18 protein-coding genes are annotated in these 18,363 nt (G+C 64.6%); 8 read left to right on the top strand and 10 right to left on the bottom strand.

What is annotated here, in order from left to right:
* Window positions 1-83 precede the first annotated feature (83 nt).
* From VGV07_RS19020 to VGV07_RS19060, 9 genes are all read right to left on the bottom strand, one after another.
* Window positions 84-1,130: a LacI family DNA-binding transcriptional regulator gene (locus VGV07_RS19020; RefSeq protein WP_326870301.1), complete on the bottom strand. Its 1,047-nt coding sequence runs from the start codon at window positions 1,128-1,130 to the stop codon at window positions 84-86.
* A 242-nt stretch (window positions 1,131-1,372) separates the two neighbouring features.
* Window positions 1,373-2,410: a succinylglutamate desuccinylase/aspartoacylase domain-containing protein gene (locus tag VGV07_RS19025; protein ID WP_326870302.1), complete on the bottom strand. Its 1,038-nt coding sequence runs from the start codon at window positions 2,408-2,410 to the stop codon at window positions 1,373-1,375.
* 11 nt (window positions 2,411-2,421) lie between these two features.
* Entirely contained in the window at window positions 2,422-3,594 is a 1,173-nt protein-coding gene (locus VGV07_RS19030) for a mandelate racemase/muconate lactonizing enzyme family protein (protein WP_326870303.1), read from the bottom strand.
* Window positions 3,591-4,451: an amidohydrolase family protein gene (locus VGV07_RS19035; protein WP_326870304.1), complete on the bottom strand. Its 861-nt coding sequence runs from the start codon at window positions 4,449-4,451 to the stop codon at window positions 3,591-3,593. Before VGV07_RS19035 ends, VGV07_RS19030 begins: the two co-directional genes overlap by 4 nt.
* Window positions 4,452-4,458: 7 nt before the next feature.
* Window positions 4,459-5,139 carry an RraA family protein gene (locus VGV07_RS19040; RefSeq protein WP_326870305.1) on the bottom strand — a complete coding sequence of 227 codons (681 nt, stop codon included), beginning with the start codon at window positions 5,137-5,139 and terminating at the stop codon, window positions 4,459-4,461.
* A 48-nt stretch (window positions 5,140-5,187) separates the two neighbouring features.
* The gene (locus VGV07_RS19045; RefSeq protein ID WP_326870306.1) at window positions 5,188-5,955 is read right to left on the bottom strand and encodes an SDR family oxidoreductase; all 768 of its coding nucleotides are present in this window, start codon (window positions 5,953-5,955) and stop codon (window positions 5,188-5,190) included.
* 28 nt (window positions 5,956-5,983) lie between these two features.
* Complete coding sequence (locus VGV07_RS19050; protein ID WP_326870307.1) at window positions 5,984-6,829, bottom strand: carbohydrate ABC transporter permease; 846 nt, start codon at window positions 6,827-6,829, stop codon at window positions 5,984-5,986.
* Window positions 6,829-7,713: a sugar ABC transporter permease gene (locus VGV07_RS19055; RefSeq protein WP_326870308.1), complete on the bottom strand. Its 885-nt coding sequence runs from the start codon at window positions 7,711-7,713 to the stop codon at window positions 6,829-6,831. Before VGV07_RS19055 ends, VGV07_RS19050 begins: the two co-directional genes overlap by 1 nt.
* Window positions 7,714-7,719: 6 nt before the next feature.
* The gene (locus tag VGV07_RS19060) at window positions 7,720-9,066 is read right to left on the bottom strand and encodes an ABC transporter substrate-binding protein (protein ID WP_326870309.1); all 1,347 of its coding nucleotides are present in this window, start codon (window positions 9,064-9,066) and stop codon (window positions 7,720-7,722) included.
* A 382-nt stretch (window positions 9,067-9,448) separates the two neighbouring features.
* On the opposite strand from VGV07_RS19060, the gene VGV07_RS19065 reads away from it, so the two are divergent.
* The 3 genes from VGV07_RS19065 (at window position 9,449) to VGV07_RS19075 (ending at window position 11,476) form a co-directional block, all read left to right on the top strand.
* Window positions 9,449-9,859: a hypothetical protein gene (locus VGV07_RS19065; RefSeq protein WP_326870310.1), complete on the top strand. Its 411-nt coding sequence runs from the start codon at window positions 9,449-9,451 to the stop codon at window positions 9,857-9,859.
* Window positions 9,860-9,871: 12 nt separating this feature from the next.
* The gene (locus VGV07_RS19070) at window positions 9,872-10,471 is read left to right on the top strand and encodes a hypothetical protein (protein WP_326870311.1); all 600 of its coding nucleotides are present in this window, start codon (window positions 9,872-9,874) and stop codon (window positions 10,469-10,471) included.
* A 123-nt stretch (window positions 10,472-10,594) separates the two neighbouring features.
* Window positions 10,595-11,476, top strand: a complete 882-nt coding sequence (locus VGV07_RS19075) for a hypothetical protein (RefSeq protein ID WP_326870312.1) — start codon at window positions 10,595-10,597, stop codon at window positions 11,474-11,476.
* A 386-nt stretch (window positions 11,477-11,862) separates the two neighbouring features.
* On the opposite strand, the gene VGV07_RS19080 is transcribed toward VGV07_RS19075, so the two are convergent.
* Window positions 11,863-13,875, bottom strand: a complete 2,013-nt coding sequence (locus VGV07_RS19080; RefSeq protein ID WP_326870313.1) for an ABC transporter substrate-binding protein — start codon at window positions 13,873-13,875, stop codon at window positions 11,863-11,865.
* A 602-nt stretch (window positions 13,876-14,477) separates the two neighbouring features.
* Between VGV07_RS19080 and VGV07_RS19085 the strand changes: the two genes are divergently transcribed.
* The 5 genes from VGV07_RS19085 to VGV07_RS19105 all read left to right on the top strand — a co-directional run.
* Window positions 14,478-15,317 (top strand): phytanoyl-CoA dioxygenase family protein, encoded by an 840-nt coding sequence (locus VGV07_RS19085; protein ID WP_326870314.1) that lies wholly within the window; start codon window positions 14,478-14,480, stop codon window positions 15,315-15,317.
* A 19-nt stretch (window positions 15,318-15,336) separates the two neighbouring features.
* A complete protein-coding gene (locus VGV07_RS19090; protein WP_326870315.1) occupies window positions 15,337-16,182 on the top strand; it encodes a helix-turn-helix domain-containing protein in 846 nt (281 codons plus the stop codon).
* A 91-nt stretch (window positions 16,183-16,273) separates the two neighbouring features.
* The gene (locus VGV07_RS19095) at window positions 16,274-17,179 is read left to right on the top strand and encodes a hypothetical protein (protein ID WP_326870316.1); all 906 of its coding nucleotides are present in this window, start codon (window positions 16,274-16,276) and stop codon (window positions 17,177-17,179) included.
* Window positions 17,180-17,305: 126 nt separating this feature from the next.
* A complete protein-coding gene (locus VGV07_RS19100) occupies window positions 17,306-17,860 on the top strand; it encodes a hypothetical protein (RefSeq protein ID WP_326870317.1) in 555 nt (184 codons plus the stop codon).
* Between the two features lie 137 nt (window positions 17,861-17,997).
* Window positions 17,998-18,363 (top strand): TetR/AcrR family transcriptional regulator (locus tag VGV07_RS19105; protein ID WP_326870318.1); only part of this gene is annotated, 366 nt, incomplete at its 3' end.

The following is an 18,363-nucleotide window of genomic DNA, read 5'->3' on the forward strand; positions in this document are numbered from 1 at the left end:
CCATGAAAATCGGGGCTGGGCATGTTGTCCGGCCCCACCCTCAAGCGGCCGGATAACCGCCGCTGCCTCACCGGCGAGACCGGCTAGGCCGCGCCACCCGCCCGGGTCGACCCCCGCAGGATCACGTCGACCGGCACCACCATTTCGCGGAACGGGAAGCTGCCGGTGTCGAGGCGGTGGAACATGGCGTTGGCGGCGGCCTCGCCGAGGCGGAAGGCCGGGGCGGAGACGGTGGTGAGTTCGGGGGTGGTGTAGCGGCCGAACTCGAGGCCGTTGAAGCCGGCGACCTGGATGTCGCCGGGAACGTTCTTGCCGATCGCCTGCAGGTAGCGCATGGCGGCGATGGCCATCTGGTCGTTGCCGCCGATTACCGCATCGGGAACCTCGCCCTTGGCGATGAAGCCGGCGAGGGCGGCCTGGCAGGCCTCAAAACTCTCATCGGCCGATTTGACGAGGCTGAGCCGGACGCCGTCGGCGCCGCCCAGCACCTCGCGAATGCCGGCTTCACGCCGCAGCATCGCCGCCCATTCGAGCGCCGGCACGAGGAACAGGACGTGCCGCACCCCGGTCGCGACCAGCGCCCGGGTCAGTTCGCGCGCCCCGCCGCGGTCGTCGAAATGGATGCCGGCGGCATCCTTGATGTCGTCGGGCACCGCTTCCTGCATGGTGACCAGCGGCTGGTTGGTGGCGGCGACCCGCTCGATCACCTTACGGCGGGTGGACTTGGCGCCGGCCAGCACCATGCAGACGCCATCGGTTTCGATATTGCGCAGGAATGAGGCCTGTTCGACCTCGTCGGGACGAACGCCATGGAGGATCGTCGAGTAATCGAGCCGGTGCAGCGCCGCGGTGAGGCCGGCGAGCATGGCGGCGGTCAGCGGGTCGGAGAGAAAGAACGGCGAGGCATCGACCAGCACCACGCCGATGATCTGGCTGCGCTGCGTCCTGAGCCGCCGCGCCAGGGTATGCGGGCGGTAGCCGAGCTCCTGTGCGACACGGCGGACGCGTGCCGACAGGTCCGGGCCGACGGCGCCGGCACGGTTGTTGAGTACGTTCGAGACGGTCATCGGCGTGGTGCCGGCCAGCCGCGCCACATCCTTGAGCGTTATTGCCTTCTTGCTGGGGGGCAAGTTTCCTCCAGGGTCGTCAGAGTCGTTTCACGATTGGACTGCATCCGAGACCTTGGCTGGGCTCGATTGCTGATCCACCCACCGGCTGTCATCCCAGCGAAAGCTGGGACCCAACGCGCCGCCCGCGCGGGCCGCGAAATGGATCCCAGCTTTCGCTGGGATGACATCGCGGGTGAGGCGACCACAGTGGTTCAACTCCAGAATCTTTTGCGGACATTACCCGCACACACGACGAATGTCTGTCAGCTCACCCAATCCTCGATCTGGCCGGTGATGGCGATGTGCTGGCCCTGGGTGACGCGGGCGCCCCAGGCCTGCGCGGCCAGCAATCCATCGACCTGGGAGCGAACCGGCCAGGGCGCAGCGTCGAGGTGCTGGAAATCGTGCAGCCACGCAATGGTCTCACCGGCCCTGACCGGATCGGCGGGCTTTTTCAGCGCCTCGTAGTGGCCGTCGAACGGTGCGACGACGATCGAGCGCCGATCGACGGTGGAAATCTTGCGCTGCGTGCCGTCGGCGTGGTGAGCGATCGGCGCAATCGTCCCCCGCAATTGATCGCAGTGGATGGCGGCGGCGCGAATGCCGTGGCGGGCGAAGCGGATGCCGTCGGGCTGGGCCGAGCGGCCCCAGCCGAGCTCGGCGCCGATGGTAAGCTTGCCGAGCCGTTCGGCTTCGCTGGTCAACAGCCCGGGCGTCTCGTTCTGGTAGACGAGGACGATGGGCGAGCCGAACCAGCGCGCCGTCTCCTCGATGCGGCGGTTCTGCTCGGGGTCGGCGATCGGGTGGAAGCTCGGCCCCAGCGCGAACTGCGCCACCTCGCCGCCGGCATGCATGTCGAACACCACATGCACATGCGGCCAGATCGCGGTGCGGACGAACGCGGCGATGCGGTGGGTGATCCGCCCCAGGCTCGGGGTGCGGCCGGCATCGGCGACAAAGGCCCGGTTGAGGTTCACCCCGTCATCGTTGACGGAATCCCGGGTGCCCGCCCGGAACGCGGCAACGTTGAGCACCGGCACGAGGATGATGCGGCCGCGCACATCGGCGATATCGATCTCGCCCAGCAGGTGCTTGATGGCGATGGGCCCTTCATACTCGTTGCCATGGGTAGAGCCGAAGGCGACGAGGCCTTTGCCGGGCACGGCCTCGGGGCCGACGAACACGGTGAGCGGGATCAGGTGGTCGCCCCAGATGCCATCATGCGGCAGCGCCACCCAATAGTCGCGGCGGCCGGGCGAAACCAGATCGAGCTCGGCGGCAGTGACGACATGGCGTTCCATGGGCTCTCTCCTCAGCGGACCCGGTGTGCGTCGACGAAAGCGGTATCCACCTCGATGCCGATACCGACGCCATCGGGGATGGCGATACAGCCCTCGGTATCGAGCCCGAGCGTCGTCGGCGCGATGCCAGCCGTCAGCGGGCTCTGGCTGACGTTGAACTCGACGAAGCGGGCGCGGGGCAGGGTGGCGATCAGCTGCAGGCTGTAGCCGGTGAGGAGGTGGGTGAGCCACGAATGCGGTACGAGGTCGATGCCGGCCCGGGTCGCCAGTTGCGCCACCTGCTTTGCCACCGTCAGTCCGCCGCAGCGGGTGAGGTCAGGCTGGATCACATCGACACAGCCGCTCTCGATGAAGCGGGCGAACTCCCAGGCGGTCGAGACCTGCTCGCCGGCGGCGACCGGCACCGGGCTCGACGCCCGTACCGCGGCATACTCGTCGAAATGCTCGGGGTGGATGAAATCCTCGACCCAGCGCACGTGGTAGTCGCCGAGCCATTGGCAGAGCGCCTCGTTGTCGGCGCGGCTGCGCGGTTGCATGCGGTTGGGGGTCACCGTCGGGTACCAGCCGGGGTCGACCATCAGGTGCCGATCGGGGCCGAGCGCCTGGCGGGCGGCGGCGACCAGTTCGCGGTCACGGCCGGGATCCTGCCCGAAGACGCCCCAGCCGAACTTCACTGCGCGATAGCCCTTGTCGATATAGCCATTAGCAGCTTCGATCATCCCCTCGGGGGTGGAGCGGAACAGCGTCGAGGCATAGGCCATCACTTTGTCGCGTCGCCGGCCGCCGAGCAGCTGGCTCAGCGACATGCCGGCGGCCTGGGCGCGGATCGACCACAGGCAGTTATCGAGGGCCGAGATGCAGTGCATCGCAATGCCGCGCCGGCCGTAATAGGCGCTGCCGACATAGAGCTTGTCCCAGAGCCGTTCGACATCGAGCGGGTTCTCGCCGATGAGCAGGCTGCCGAGCGTCTGGAACCCGACCGTCGCCATGCCTTCGCCGGCAATGATGCTGACCGCCGCCGGCGCCAGGGTTTCGACGTCCGACCAGCCGGTCAGGCTCTCGTCGGTGGCGACCCGGATCAGCAGCTGCCAATCGCCATTATCGGTGGCTTCTGCGCCGCCGGCGCCGGAGCCGTAGGCGGCGCTGCCGCGCAGCAGGATCGGTTCGACTTCAGTGATTTTCATGGCTGGTAGCCCCCGTGCCACCAATGTTCGAACGGGTTGGAATGGAGGATCGAGTCGATCGTCGTCTGGCTGATCCGCGGCAGCCTCGTGCCCTCGAGCTGGTCGTTGATCGCATTCAGCCCGTCGATCGATTCCCGGACTTCGGCGAACGGGAAATCGGTGCCCCAGAAGATCTTGTTGCGGTCGTTCACCCGGTATTCCTGCGCGGTGACCAGGGTATTCCAGAACTGCCACGGCCGATAGAACAGCGCCGACACCTCGGCATAGACGTTGGGGCGCTTCCTGATCACCACGATGCACTCCTCGGCCCAGGGGTGAGCCATGTGCGCCATGATCATCTTCAAATCGGGATAGCGCGCCGCGATGGTGTCGACGTCGAGCGGCCGGCCATATTCGATCGGCGCGTTCTCGGCGAAGGTGGTGCCCATGTGCATGGTGAGCGGAATGTTGCGCTTCACGCAGAACTCGTAGACCGGCACGAGGCGCGGATCGAGCAGGGACACGCCATTGTAGATCGGTCCGAATTTGACGCCCTTGAGGCCGAGATCGTCCACAGCGTGCACGAGGAGGTCCATGTAGTCGGGGCGGCGCGGATCCATGGCGGCAAAGCCGACGAGTTTGTCGGGGTATTTCTTCACCGCCGCTGCCGTCACCTCGTCATCGCCATCGATGCCGGCGCTGTCGCCATAGCGGAGCGAGAAGATGATGGCTCTGTCGACCTCCGACATGGCCTTGTAGACGGTGTCGGCATCGGCCAACTGGCTCACCGAGCCGGGCCGCGAGGTGGCGGTGCCGGTGGTGAGCAGCGGGCGGACATGCTCGGGGTTCCAGATATTGACGTGGCAATCGACGATCATCGTGACCTCACAACACCCCGAACTCGGCATAGACTTCGGCGAGGCTGCGGCCCGCCAGCAATGCGGCTTTGGTCTTGTTCTCACCTTTGAGCCGCTCGGTTGCCGCGGCAACCACCTGAGCCTCGATGAGGCGCGGCACCACCACGACGCCGTCACCATCGCCGAAGATGATGTCGCCGGGGGTGATGCTGACGCCGGCGCACTCGACCGTCACATCGGTATCGATGACGCGGGCCCGGCCTTTGCTGTCGAGCGGTCCGATGCCGCCATGGAACACCGGAAAGCTCAAGCCGCGGATTTCGGCGATGTCTCGCACCAGCCCATCCATCAGTGCGCCGGCGGCGCCGCGGACCTTGGACGCGGTGCTGAGCAGGCCGCCCCAGGGGGCGATGCGGCCCGAGGTGCCGCAGGCGCAGACCACCACGTCGTCGACCTGGAGGCTGTCGATCAGCCTGATCTCGCCGGCATGCGGGTTCTCGTCCGGGCCGGGCTGCTGGTAGATATCGGCGTAGATCATGGTGCGGGCGCGCCCGACCAGCTTCAGCGTTTCATCGAGCGGCCGGATGCGCGAGGGCAGGGCCTGGTTGCGGTAACCGAGTTCGTCGAGCACATCGGAGATGAGCGCGGAGAAAAAGCTCTCGCGCATCAAGTGCACGACCGGATCGGTGCTGGGGCGGGCGGTGTTCATGGTGGTCAGTTCCGTTGGGAGAGAGGTGTTGGCAGGGGGCGGGCCGGATCAGACCCAGCCGGCATCGACGATAAAGTTCTGCCCGGCGCAGGAGCGGCTCTCGTCGGCGGCGAGGAACAGCACCATGTTGGCGATATCGGCCGGCTGGATGCGCCGGTTGGAGAGCGCTTGCCGGGTGGAGATCTGCCTTTCGGCAGTTTCATCGATGTAGGTGGCGAGTTGTCGCTCGGTCATCACCCAACCGGGGATGACGCAGTTGACCCGAATGTTCTCGGGGCCCAGCTCGCGCGCCATCGAGCGGGTCATGCCCGTGATGGCGGCCTTGGCGGTGGCATAGGCGATGGTGTTGGGGGCGCCGAACAGCCAGACGGTCGAGCCGATATTGATGATCGAGCCGCCGCCCGCCTCGCTCATCGCCGGGCGCACTGCCTGGGCGGCGAAGAAATGGTGCCTCAGGTTGCGCGCCATGCGCTCGTCCCAGTAGTCGGGCTCGACCTCGGCAATGGTGTGCGGGTCATCGCTGGCGGCGCTGTTGACCAGAGTGTTGACCGGGCCGAAATGCCCGATCACCACACCGATGGCCACCCGGAGCGCCGGGATGTCGCGGATATCGCAGTGCTGGTAGTAGGGCCGGGCAAGTCCTTCAGCCTCGAGCGCAGCCACCAGGGCCTCGGCTTTGCCGTCATCGATATCGACGAAGGCGGCCTGCGCGCCCTGGCGGGCAAACTGGGTGACGATCTCGGCGCCGATGCCGCTGGCGCCGCCGCTGACGAATACCACCTGGCCCTTGAGGCTGGGATAGCTTGCTCCGGTCATTGCCGGCCCTCCCGACTTGTTCTGGCTGTCATGATTTCACCGAGCCGGCGGTCAGGCCCATGAGGAAGTAACGCTGGAAGATGGCGAAGACGACCAGCGTCGGCACCATGCTGATCACCGTCTGGGCGGTCATGGCCCCGAGGTTCTGCGTGTGCTGCAGGCTCTGCGTGGCGATGCCGACGATCAGCGTGCGCTTGTCCTCGCTCTGGGCGATCAGCAGGGGCCAGAGAAAGCTGTTCCAGGTGTTGACGAAGGTGAACACCGCAAGGACGATCGCCGGCTGACGGGCCAGCGGCACGATGATCTTCAAGAGGATCTGCAGCGGATTGGCGCCGTCGATCTTGGCGGCTTCGAGCAGCGCATCGGGGATTTCCGCAATGAACTGCCGCATCAGGTAAACCCCGACCGGCGCCGAGAGCAGCGGGATGATCAGGCCGGCATAGGTGTTGACCAGCCCCAGCCGCGCCACCAGCACGTAGTTGGGCAGCAGCGTCACCGCGAACGGCACCATGACGGTCGCCAGCATCGCCGAGAGCAACAGGCCGCTGCCCTTGAACTTCAGCTTGGCAAAGGCATAGCCGGCGAGGAGGTCGACGATGACGGTCAGCACGGTCACGGCACATGTGACGATGATCGAGTTCAGCAGCCATTGGATCGACACTTTGTCCGCGAACACCCCGAGATAGTTGGCGAGGGTGAATTGCGCGGTGCTGCTGGCCAGCGAGTCGAAGCTGGTGATCGGCCTGAACGAGGCGACGACCACGAACAGCACCGGCCCGATCGAGGCGAGGACGACGAGGCTCAGCAGCGCGTGGGTGCGAAACGCCGCCCAGAGTTGCGGCGCGCTGCGGCGGGGTGTTGCGGGGTGCGCCATCACTTCGCCTCGCGGGTGCGGGTGATGAGGACGATGGCTCCGGCAAGGAGAATGGAGAACACCATTACCGCCACGCTGATGGTTGCTGCGTAGCCGACCGAACCGCCGCCGAACACCGATTTGTAGATGTACCACATCACCGTATAGGTCGAAGTGCCGGGCCCACCCTGGGTGAGCACGAAGATGATGTCGAACACCTGGATGGCGCTGATCGAGGTGAGGATCAGCACCAGCTGCAGCACCGGCTTCAACAGCGGCAGGGTGATGTGCCAGAAGGCAGCGCGCGGGCTGATGCCATCGACCTTGCCTGCCTCGTAGAGCTCCTGCGGGATGCCGTTGAGGCCGGCGAGGAAGATCAGGCTGTAAAAGCCGACCGAGGCCCAGGCGCTGATCAGCGCCACGCTGACGATGGCGACCGAACCCGACTGCAGGTAGCTGAGTTCGAGCCCCAGCGTGTGCTTGAAAAAGCCGTAGATCGGCCCGGCATCGCGATCGAGCATGATCTTCCACACCAGCCCGGTGGCCGAAACCGAGAGCAGCGAAGGCACGTAGATCAGCGAACGATAGACACCCCGAAACTTCACCTGGCGGGCGAGCAGGATCCCCACCCCCAAAGCCAACGCCACGGTGACCGGGATGTTGATGGCCATGAACAGCAGCGTATTGCCGATGGTCGAGCGCAGCAGCCCGTCGCCCAGCAAGGCGCCGAAGTTCCCCAGGCCGACGAACCGGAATTTGCCGATCAGGCCACCCTGAAACAGCATCAGGTAGAAGGTGTAGAGGAACGGCACCACGACGAAGGCGCAGAACAGACCGAATTTGGGGGTGAGGAAGGCGAGAGCGGAGATGAACTCCGCCCTCGCCTGGGCCTTGATCGCCTGCATCAGGTGCTAGAGCCCGGCATTGGCGGCGAGCGTCGCAGTCTGCTGCCTCGCGTCGGAGATCACCTGGTCGAGCGATTTCTGGCCGCTGAGGTAGTTGTTGATCTCGCCGACCAGGTACTCATAGCCGTTATAGGGCAGGGCCGCCGGGAACAGCATGGACTTGGTCTGGGGCAGGGCGGCAGCGAGGAAGTCGTAGGCGCGCTTCTCGCTCACCTTGCCATACATGGCTGCCGCATCGGCATTGGTGCTGACCGGGAACAGCAGCGATTGCGCGATGTAATCGTCATAGGGCGCGCCTGATGTGACGTATTTGATGAAATCGAGCGCCGCCGCCTTGTTGGCGCTGGCCTCGGCGATCACCAGGTAGCCCGCGGCACCCGAGACGAAGGCCCCGGCCGGACCCGCCGGCGGCTCCATTACCTGCAGCCGCGCCTCGGGGAAGTTGACGAATTGCTGGACGTTGGCTTCCACCCACTGCACGCCGGCCTTGCCCGCCGGCAGCAGCTCGGCCCACTGGTTGGCATCGGCATAAAGCGTCAGCGGCGTCGCGGCGCCGGAATCCTGCAGCGCCTTCAGATGCTCGAGCGCGGCGCGGCCCTCGGGCGTATCGAAGCCGATATCCTTCATGTCGGCGCTGAACGGGGTGACGCCATAGGAGAACAGGACGTTCCAGATATAGTTGATCACGACCTCATAGGAGCCCGGCCAGGCCATGCCGTAGATCGCGACCTTGGTCTTGTCGAAGGCCGGATCGCCGAGCGGCTTGCCGGCTTCGTCGAAGGTGAGTTGCTTGGCGAACTCGAGCAGCTCGTCATAGGTGGTGGGGAGCGCCGGCTTGCCGGCTTTCTCCCAGACCGCCTCGTTCAGCGCCAGCACGAAGCGGCTCGAGATATAGGGGTAGCCGAAAAGCTTGCCGTCCTGGGTGGCCGAGGCGATCATCGCCTGGTTGATGGCGCTGGTGTCGAGCGCCGGGTCGATGGCCTTGAGGTCGGCGAGAAGGCCATTGGTGCCGAACTGGTTGAGGGTGTTGGTCACCTGGTAGGAGACGTCGGGGGCGGTGCCGGAAACGAAGGCGGCGGTGTATTTGGCGAGGAACTCGGCCCACGGCACGAGGAGGTGCTCGACGCTGTTGCCGCTCGCCTCCTTGAAACCGGCGACGGCACCCGCCCAATAGGCGTTCTCGTTTTCCGCCGCCATGTTCGGCATTTTCCAGAACTGCAGCGCGGCGCCACCCTGGGCGAAGGCATTTCCCGTGGCGGCCGCCAGCGCGGTGCCGGCCATCAGCGCGGCGGACATTGTCAACAGGCGGCGCCGGGTGACCGGCGCGACGACACTATGGTTTGGCAGCGACATCTGTTTCCCTCCAGATTTATCGATAAAGCGAAGCTGCATGAGGATTGCAGCGCTTGTCAATCAGGATTCTGCGGGGCGCTGGGGATTCTGGCGCTGAGGTTGGCGGCTGGCGGTGTTTGAGGCGAGGCGATTCGGTATATCGTTAAATGCGGCAGAGCTTCCCCTCCCGCAGCGCAGGGCTATCGCATGGGTTGTGTACGGGCCCACGGTGGAGGACCACGGAGAACTCCGTGGCTGTGCATATGCGATTGCCCTGCGCTTGGCAGGGAGAGGGCGCGCCGCCCGCGAGCTGTCGGGCTGCATCACATATGGCGAAACAACACTAGAACTGTCATTGTTTCCTGCGTTTTACTTGACCTCGTCACCATCATGGAGATTTCGCGTGGCGCATATTTCCGCTCCTGGACACGACGACTGCTATGTGGACTGCCACGGCCAAGGCTACGCGCACTACATCGAGCCCTATGGACCGTGCCTCACCGGCTGCACCGAAGGCGATCTGGTCAGTTCCCTCGAACAGGTGTTTCCCGAAGCCGAGCCTGATCAGCGCGCCTCGGGGCGGGTGTTCGAAGTGCGCGGCATGACGCTGGTGCGTGTCGCCGAACATTTCAGCTCGCGCTTTGATGGTTCGGACGATGCCGCCGAGGATGTCGAATGGCTCACCCAACTGGCCGGCAAGTCACGCGACGCGCGCTTCGACGCGAACTGGGAGGACGAGGATCTGGCCGGGGTCATCCGCGCCCTGGCCGAGGCGGCCGGCAAGCGGCCGCGCCCACGCATGGCTTTCGCCTGAGGCGCCCGCACCATGTGGGCCAAGCTGAACGAGTGGATCACCTGGGTGGCGCTGGGGCGCATCCGGGATTCCTTTCTGGGCAAGGCCATTACCGCGATTTCGCTGGCGGCCCTCGTCCTTGGTAATGTCGGCAAGGCGCTGACCGATGCCGGGCTCGATCCGCTCTCGGCCAAGCTCACCTTCGCCGGCAGCGCGACTTTCCTGTTGGGTTACCTGAGCTTTTCGGTGTTCGTGCCCAGCGAGTTCCGCAAAGGCGGCGACATCGACGAAATCGTGGGGAGACTTCAGGGCCTGTCGGATTTCGAGTTCTTCAAATCGCGCCGCGCCATGGCGGCGACACTGCTCTCGAACCTCAGGATGTGGTCGGTTTTCGGATTACCGGAGGGCGCGCGGCTGTTCCTGCAGATCAAGCTCGAGGAGACGGCAGCCACGACGGTCAGGGATTGGGAGGCGAAGGCCGCGGCGCTCTATCATGCCGATCTCAACCTCAGGGCCTACACCCGGCCGATCGCCCGCATCTGGGTGGCTGTCGCCTTTGGCGTCGGCATCGCGCTGCTGGCGGCCCCGACAGTGTTCAACGTCTACAAGGTGGTGTCTCCCACCGCTGCATGAGGTCCGCCTGAAGCTGTGTCGGGTCGGGTGGAGGCGTTTCTGCGCGATTTCGCGCGCTGCGCCGGCTGTTGACAGGCGCGAGCGGCGCGGTGATCATATATCGATAAATCTGCAGGTATGGTCTTGGCGGCGTATTCCGATCCCGAGCGAGCTGTCTGGCGTGGCGACCCGGCGCTGCTCTACCGCGCCGGCGAGCTCACGGTGGTGGTGTTGCCGCAGCGTGGCGGCAAGCTCGCCTCGATCGTTTATCGCGGCCGGGAGTGGCTGACCCAGCCGCGGCGTCCGCTGCTGCCGCACGCCGAACTGCCGCCACTGCTGGTCGATGGCGACATGTTCGGCTGGGACGAGTGCGCGCCCACCATCGACGATTGCGCGGTGATGGGCCGCCGGCTGCCGCTGCACGGAGATGCGTGGGATCAAGCGTGGAGCGAGATGGGCGACGGGTGGCTCGCAGTGCGAGGTCGCCACTTTGCCTACACGCTGCGCCGCCGGCTCAGCATCGGGACTGCCGGGTTTCGGCTCGACTACCGTGTCAGCACCGCCGAGCCGATGCCGTTCCTCTGGGCGGCGCATCCGCAATTCGCGGCAAGCCCGGACACCGAGGTGGTGCTCGGCAGTGGGGCTGAGCCGCTGATCGATCGGTTCGGTCGCGGCTATTGGGAAGCACGCGAGCCCGGCGCGCCGATCCGGTTGAGCGACCTGCCGCCGGGCACGAGCGCCAAGCTGTTCGTCACCCCGGACCGGCCAGCCGATCGGGCGCAATTGATCCAGCCCGATGGCGCGCGGCTGACATTCCGTTGGGACGCAGCCGTCGTGCCCTATCTCGGCGTGTGGATGGATCGGGCCGGCATCGGCCCGGTGGATGCTATCGCCATCGAACCGATGACCGGGTTTGCCGATTCATGCGCCAGTGCAGCTGAAGCCGACTGCGTGCTGTGGCTGAAGCCGGGGCAGGCGGCGAGCTGGTGGCTCGAGGTGGAGTTTGGGGAGGCCCGAAAGGTGTAGTCGGGATGGCTGCGCATCGACCTGGTTCCACTCGACGCCGGTGTGGCCGTTCCGACCCGGCTCCCAGGGATGGCCAGCCAGTTGGTTGCACAGCTCGGCGGGGGAGGCCGATTGCGGCAACGCCGCCGTGACCAAGGCAAAACTCAAGGTTGCGGAGACTGCAATGACCTTAAACATGGCCGGAATATTTCGGCCGGCGAAGATTTTGTCGTCCCCTGAGCTACTTCATCATTAATGCGGGATTAGTGAGCGTTGCTTGGCGGGAAGCAACGGCCGGCCTAGCCGGGTGCACTCAACGAGTTGTGGAGCCGGCGTGACAGGCGGTCGAAGCAAGGTGCAAAAGCAAGGGGGCCTAAGCCCCCTTGCTCATTGTCCCGGCGGCCCGATCAATCGATCGGGTCTGGCGAGCCGGGCGTTCCCGGGAGGGACTCGGGGTGAAGCTCATAGTCCTGCTGTTTGTCGGCCGAGACGAACACCCGCTCGCGCATGATGCTGTCTTCGCCCCAGTTGAACATGAAGTTGGGGGCGCCGATCGGGATATTTGCGAAGCGTTTGTTGACGATCAGCGCCGCCGAATACTGGGTGAGGCCGACGGCGTAGACGTTCTCGGTGTAGACCTGCTGATAGTGCTTCATCAGCGCGATGCGCTCGGCAGGGTCGTTGGTGGCAATGAAGCTGTTGACGGTTTCGACGAGGTCGGTCTCGAACGGCAACAGGTCCAGCGAGCCATCGGTTCCGGCGCGGTGGAACACGCTTACTCGGGGTCCGGTGGGAGCCAGGGCGACGGTGTTCTGCACCGCCGTAATCAGCTCCGACTGATTGCGATAAACGAGCCAGTCATATTGGCCCGCCGCCTGCCGAGCGAGGGTTTCGTTATTGCCCATGAAGTTCGAAACGACGCGGATGCCGAGCGGTTCGAGCTGGGCAATGATCGCTTCGCCAATATTCTTGTTGGTGCGGAGGTCAGTTTCGGAAAGCAGCGCAATCTCGACATTGGCACCGCCGGCCGTGCCGGCCGGGAAGTTGACGATGCCGTCGCCGTCCGTGTCGACCAGTCCGGCCTTGGCCAGATAGGCCTTCGCCGTCTCCAGCGAGTACGGATAATAGACTGTCGATGCTTTGTCGTAATAGGCCGACGCCGAATAGAGGCCGCCCGGATAGATTGCCGTAAAGGGGCCCTTGACCAGGGATTCGCCGAGTTTCTGCCGGTCGAGGGCCGTGCTGATAGCCTTGCGGAAATCGAGGTTGCGATTCAACTCGCGCACGGCCTGCGAGCGGGCGTCCGGTTCGCCCCAGCCGTTGGCCGAATAGTTGAGCAGCAGGGAATAGCCGATGGTGCGCGGCCCGAATTCCAAACGTGCCGGCGCGTCGTCAGCCGCCGAACGCTTCAGCGCCTCGACATAGTTCTCGGGCTGCTCCAGGTTGGAATAATCGCCAGTTCCGGCCGCCGCCTGAACGTCGCGATCGGCCCAGGTTGAAAGCCGGTAGTGCACTTCGTTGAGGTAGGGCAGCTGGTTGCCGGCCTCGTCGACCTTCCAGTAATAGGGGTTGCGCCGCGTCACGATGATGTCGTCGGGCCGATACTCGACCACCACCCAGGCGCCCATGACCGGAAAGTTCAGGTAGGTCGGCGGAAAGGCATTCTTGTAGTCTTCGTAGCTGTTGGCCGGATTGTATTTTGGGTGCTGCGGTTTCAGCAGATGCGCCGGCCCGGGACAGAACGTGCCATAGCCCATCTGGTACAGATACTGTTTCGGGAACGGCTCCTTGAACGTCCACCGGATGGTATTGGCGTCGACCTTTTCGAGCGTCGTGCCGACGCCGAAGGTCTCAGGCGAGGCGCCGTTGAGTGGCGTCACATTGGGGTCGAGAACGTTGTCTTCCCAGTAGAACATGACGTCATCGGCGTCGAACGGCACCCCGTCGGACCACTTGGCGCCCTCGATCAGGTGCATGGTCAGCTGATAGCCGTCCTCCGACCACTCCCAGCTCCTCGCCAGGTTGGGCAGCGGTTCCAGGTCCTCGGCCTTGATCTGGAACAGCGGCCCGGTGCGGGTCAGGCACTCCATTGTGCCGATATCGATGCCGCCCCAGCCCTGTGACTGGCCAGCTGCATAGTTCCAGCCTTCGGGACGACCGCCGATGACGTGACGCATGACGTCGCCATAGACGCCGATGCCATCGGGCATATTGGCGGCCTTGAACACCAGCGGTTCGGTCGGCAGCCGATCCTTCACCGATGGAAGCAGGCCGGCCGACACGTATTTCGCGGTGACCCAATCGGGCTCGTGATATTCCGGCAGCGCCCTGAACTCGAGGATATCGGCGACCCCGACGAAGTTCGGCTTGCCCTGCGCCTCGAACGAGGGCGGATCGGGCGGGGTGGTTGGTTCGAGCATTTGCGCTTCAGCTGCAAAGGCTGAAGTTCCGAACAGCAGGCACGTCGCCAACAGGCGATGGCTGGATGGTTTCACTGGCTTCCTCCCAAAGGCGCAAGCGCGCCGACTTGCCGCGTTGGGTGCACGCCGCCCGAGCCGTTTTCGGCTTCGCTCCGGCCAGCTCGTCGCGCCGTAAAGTCCAACGAGGATCACGCCGAGGGTAGGGCGCCACGGGCAGCAGAGGAATGAGACGGTGTCTCGTCGACCTTCGTTTTTGTGTTGTTCTTTGCGTCCATCCACAGCTCTCGGTACTGGCCCATGGGCTGCCATGATCGGGCTGTTGGCCTCGCTGTTGACGCCTAGGGGATGGCAACGGGCAGGGGCGGCCGTGCAGGTTCGATGCGTCTCGATCACCGTACAGCGAAGGTCCGTGCGGGTGCAGTGTTGGCGTGCTGTTCTAAAAAGATCAAACAAATACAGATACTTGGTGTACGTTTGACCAGATCGTGCTATCTGGCGCTGCCGGCGAACTCAGAACAATAACGAAGGAAATCGCAACACGCGCTGATTGAGCAGCAGCCAGGTCGCTCCTAGTCTGGGGATCGCAATCAGGGAGGACCCCAATGCCCGATTTTGACCTTCAGGACTTTCTTTTTGACCTGCGAGGCTACCTCATTCTCGAGAAAGCCATCGATGCCACATTGCTCGCTAACCTCAATCGGGCTTTTGACAATTTTCCCGAGCTGCAATTTGGCGAATGGTGGGGCAACGCCCAGCGGCTCGACAATAACGGTCACGCCGGGCTCGAGCTGCAGAACATCGTGGAAGCGGGCAAGCCCTTCGAGGCGCTGATCGACCACCCGTCGTGGATCGACCGCCTGCGCCGCTATTGCGGCGAAGACGGTACCTATGTCGGAGGGCTGTTCATCGACGAGTGCTTCGCATCGGTGCGTCGCAATGGCGGCTACTTCCCACTGCACTCGGGCGGCCAGGATGGCGTGGTGCGCAACCAGTTCCGCTTCGTAAACGGTCAGTTCCGTTGCGGCCAGGTCAATATCCTGTTGGCTCTGACCGATATCGGCCCCGGCGATGGCGGCACCCGCATCCTGCCCGGCAGCCACAAGAGCAATATCGCCCACCCCGTATTTGCCCGCAATTTCTCGGAGCGCGTCAAGGACGAGGACGAGGTCGTCGAGGGTTCGATCGAAGTCAACATGAAGGCCGGCGATGCGCTGATGTTCGTCGATGCGCTGTCGCATGGCGCGACCAAGCGCATCAATCCCGGTGACCGGCGCGTGGTGATTTTCCGGTACGGGCCCAGCTGGGGCAATACCCGCTACGGCTTCAAGTACTCCCAGGAGTTGCTTGATCGCGTGACGCCCGAGCAGCGCAAGATCCTCGAGCCCATTACCCCCCGCCACCCCGGCACGCAACGTGGGCTCGAGCGTCTGGTAACCGCCTGATTTTGGAGCGTGACCACAAATGCCGCACATCAACGTAACGCCGGCACCGGAGTCCTCGCCCATTGTGGCGGGCATTCAGTACCAATCCAAGGAGTTCAGTCGCGGCTATCGCCCGGAGGGCACCAAGGACTGGCTGATGGTGAGCACGCTTGATGGCGTTGGCTATGTCAAGGCCGAGGGCACCACGCGGACGTTGCGCCGGGGCGACATCCTGTTGATCGCCCCGGACACCCCCCAGGAATACGGACATCTCGATGACGACAGCCGCTGGGTGAACATCTGGGTGCATGTTCGCCCTCGCCCGCACTGGCTGCCCTGGCTGGCCTGGCCGCGCATTTCACGCGGTATCATGATCCTTGAGGCCGGGGAGCAGTTCGAGCCGATCGAGAGCGAGTTGCGCCGCATGGTGGAAGTCAGCAATGCCCCACTTCGGCTCAGGTACGAGGCGGCAATGAACAGCCTCGAGCGCGTGCTCATCACGGCCGACGATCTCAACCCCCTGCATGGCGCATCGCAGCTCGACGGACGCATCAAGAAAGCGCTCGAGATCGTGGGCGAGCGGCTCGCGGCCCCGCTCAACATCGCAACCCTGGGCAAAGCGGTTGGCCTGTCGCGCTCGCGCTTTTCCGTGCTGTTCACCGAACAGGTCAACCTGTCGCCTCAGGCCTATATCGAGTTCGTTCGTCTGGCCCGGGCGGCGCAGATGCTGCACTCTTCGTCATGGTCGGTGGCGCACATTGCCGAGGAAGTGGGCTTTCCCAATGCCTACTATTTCTCGACGCGCTTCCGCCGCCGCTATGGCGTGCCGCCCTCCGCCTACCGGTCAGCGCAAGAGGGGCGAATCAATGACCGAGCAGTTCAGTGAACCCCGGATGTCGCCAACCACGCGATGCGGCGGCGACTGCCAGAGCTGCCAGCTTCGTGACTTGCATCAGCCCCCAGGTTCGAGACGAGACATGGAAAGCGCCGCCCGCCCCGCCGACAGGCTGACCCTCGCGCTTAACCTCGGCACCCTTTTGGCACTGCCCAAGTGGTCGCAAGCTCCATCCGGCGACAACGCCAGCGTGGCATCGGCGCTGAAGCAGGCCGGTTACACGGCAGTGCAGGGGAACGATGACCCTGCCTTTGCGGCAGCGGGGTTGACGACGTTCGGTTCGGGCAGCGTGCGCCGACCCGACGAGGCAATGCCTTTGGTCAGGCGTCACCAGGCGCTCGGCCATGCCGCAACGACCCTCCATGTCGGGACCGGCTTGGAGGGCGACAGCGAAGCGATGCACTTCATCGATGCGGTGCTCGAAGCCAGTGACGCGACCGGCTACCCGGTCTACTTCGAGACGCATCGCGCCACCATCACCCAGGATATGTGGCGCACGCTGCGCTGGATCACGCATTTCCCCGAGATGCGTTTCAATGCCGATCTCTCGCATTGGTATACCGGGCTCGAAATGCCCTATGGCGATTTCGACGCCAAGCTCGACTTCCTCGCGCCGGTATTTGCGAGGACCCGGTTCATCCACGGACGGATCGGCAATGCTGGTTCGATGCAGGTGGCGATCGGCCGGGGTGGGCGGGACCAACCGCATCTGTCGCACTTCATCGAGATGTGGCGACGGTGCTTTGCGGCCTTCCTCGCCAAGGCCGAGGCGGCAGATCGCATCGTCTTTGCTCCCGAGCTCCTGCCGGCCGCGGCGGCCGGAGCAAACGGCCCGATCTACATGGACTATGCGCAACTGCACGGGGGTGACGGAGGGTTCGATGAAACCGCCGACCGCTGGCAACAGGCGCTGTTGTTGACCGAGCTGGCGCGAACGACCTTTCACGAGGTTGCCGGCACCGGCAACGCCTTGGCGACTGACGGCTGAGCCGGCTGCTGCCCATGGAGATCAACGTGCGCGGCGCCGCGGTGCTGGGCGTGGTCGGGCAGGGGGATCGGCAAGGATCTCTACGTCGCCATCCGGCAGTTCGAATACACCGATATCAGCGCCATCATGCTGCTGCTGATCGCCATGACCGCGATCATCGATCTCAGCTGCGAGGCGATCTGCCGCCGCCTGATCGGGCAAGACGCCGGCAAGGGGGTACTGACGATGAACGCCAAACTGAGCGCCGACACGGTGGCGGTGCTGCGCCAGACCAACCCCGAAATCCTCGCCCGGCCGCTGCCGCAGCGTCTGCGCAGCTGGGCCCTGTGGCTGGCCTTCCTCGCGGTGTTCGGCTTCGGCCTCTGGTTGGATCGATGCCACCCCCAGCGCATCTGGGATGGGCTCGGCAAGCTCGGCTTCCTGGTCCACTTCATGTGGCCGCCGAGCGATGGGGGCGCCTTCTGGGAGCATGTCTATGCCATGCCGCAGACGCTCGGCATGGCCTTTCTCGGCACGCTGATCGCCGCCGTGGTGGCGCTGCCGCTGGGCTTTCTGGGCGCCAAGAACGTCGTGCCGAACTGGCTGTTCCACTTCGGCCTCCGCCGCGGCTTCGACTCGAACCGCGTCCGCATTTGGCCAAAGCGGACACCCGCTTCCAGGCTAGTCAAAGGGCTGCTGTGATCGAGGCGGTTGCGCCTGTTCTTCTGTACAAGAACTTCTCCTCGCGAAAGTCTTTTATCTGAGCTGTTGATCCAGGCGTTCGTCCTGACTCACAGGGCGCTGTTGACGCCATACCAACTAGTGGGTATGATAGGAATATGCACGAGTCACGCCTCAAAATTCTGAATGCGACGCTCAACGTCGTCCGGGAGAAGGGTTACCACGCCACCCGCATCGAGGATGTCTGCGCCGGAGCTGGCCTGACGAAGGGCAGCTTCTTTCATCATTTTTCCAGCAAGGAAGAATTGGCCATCGCCGCGGCCACCCATTGGGATGTGGTCACCGGAGCACTATTCGCCTCGGCGAGCTACCATTCCGCACCCGAGCCGCTCGACCGGCTGCTGGGCTACATCGAACTGCGGAAAGCCCTGCTCACCAACACGATCCCCGAGGCCACCTGCTACGCCGGCACGATCGTGCAGGAAGCCTATGTGACGCATCCCGCCGTTCGTGAGGCCTGCGCC

The sequence above is a fragment of the Devosia sp. genome (assembly GCF_035944845.1).
Taxonomy (GTDB): Bacteria; Pseudomonadota; Alphaproteobacteria; order Rhizobiales; family Devosiaceae; genus Devosia_A.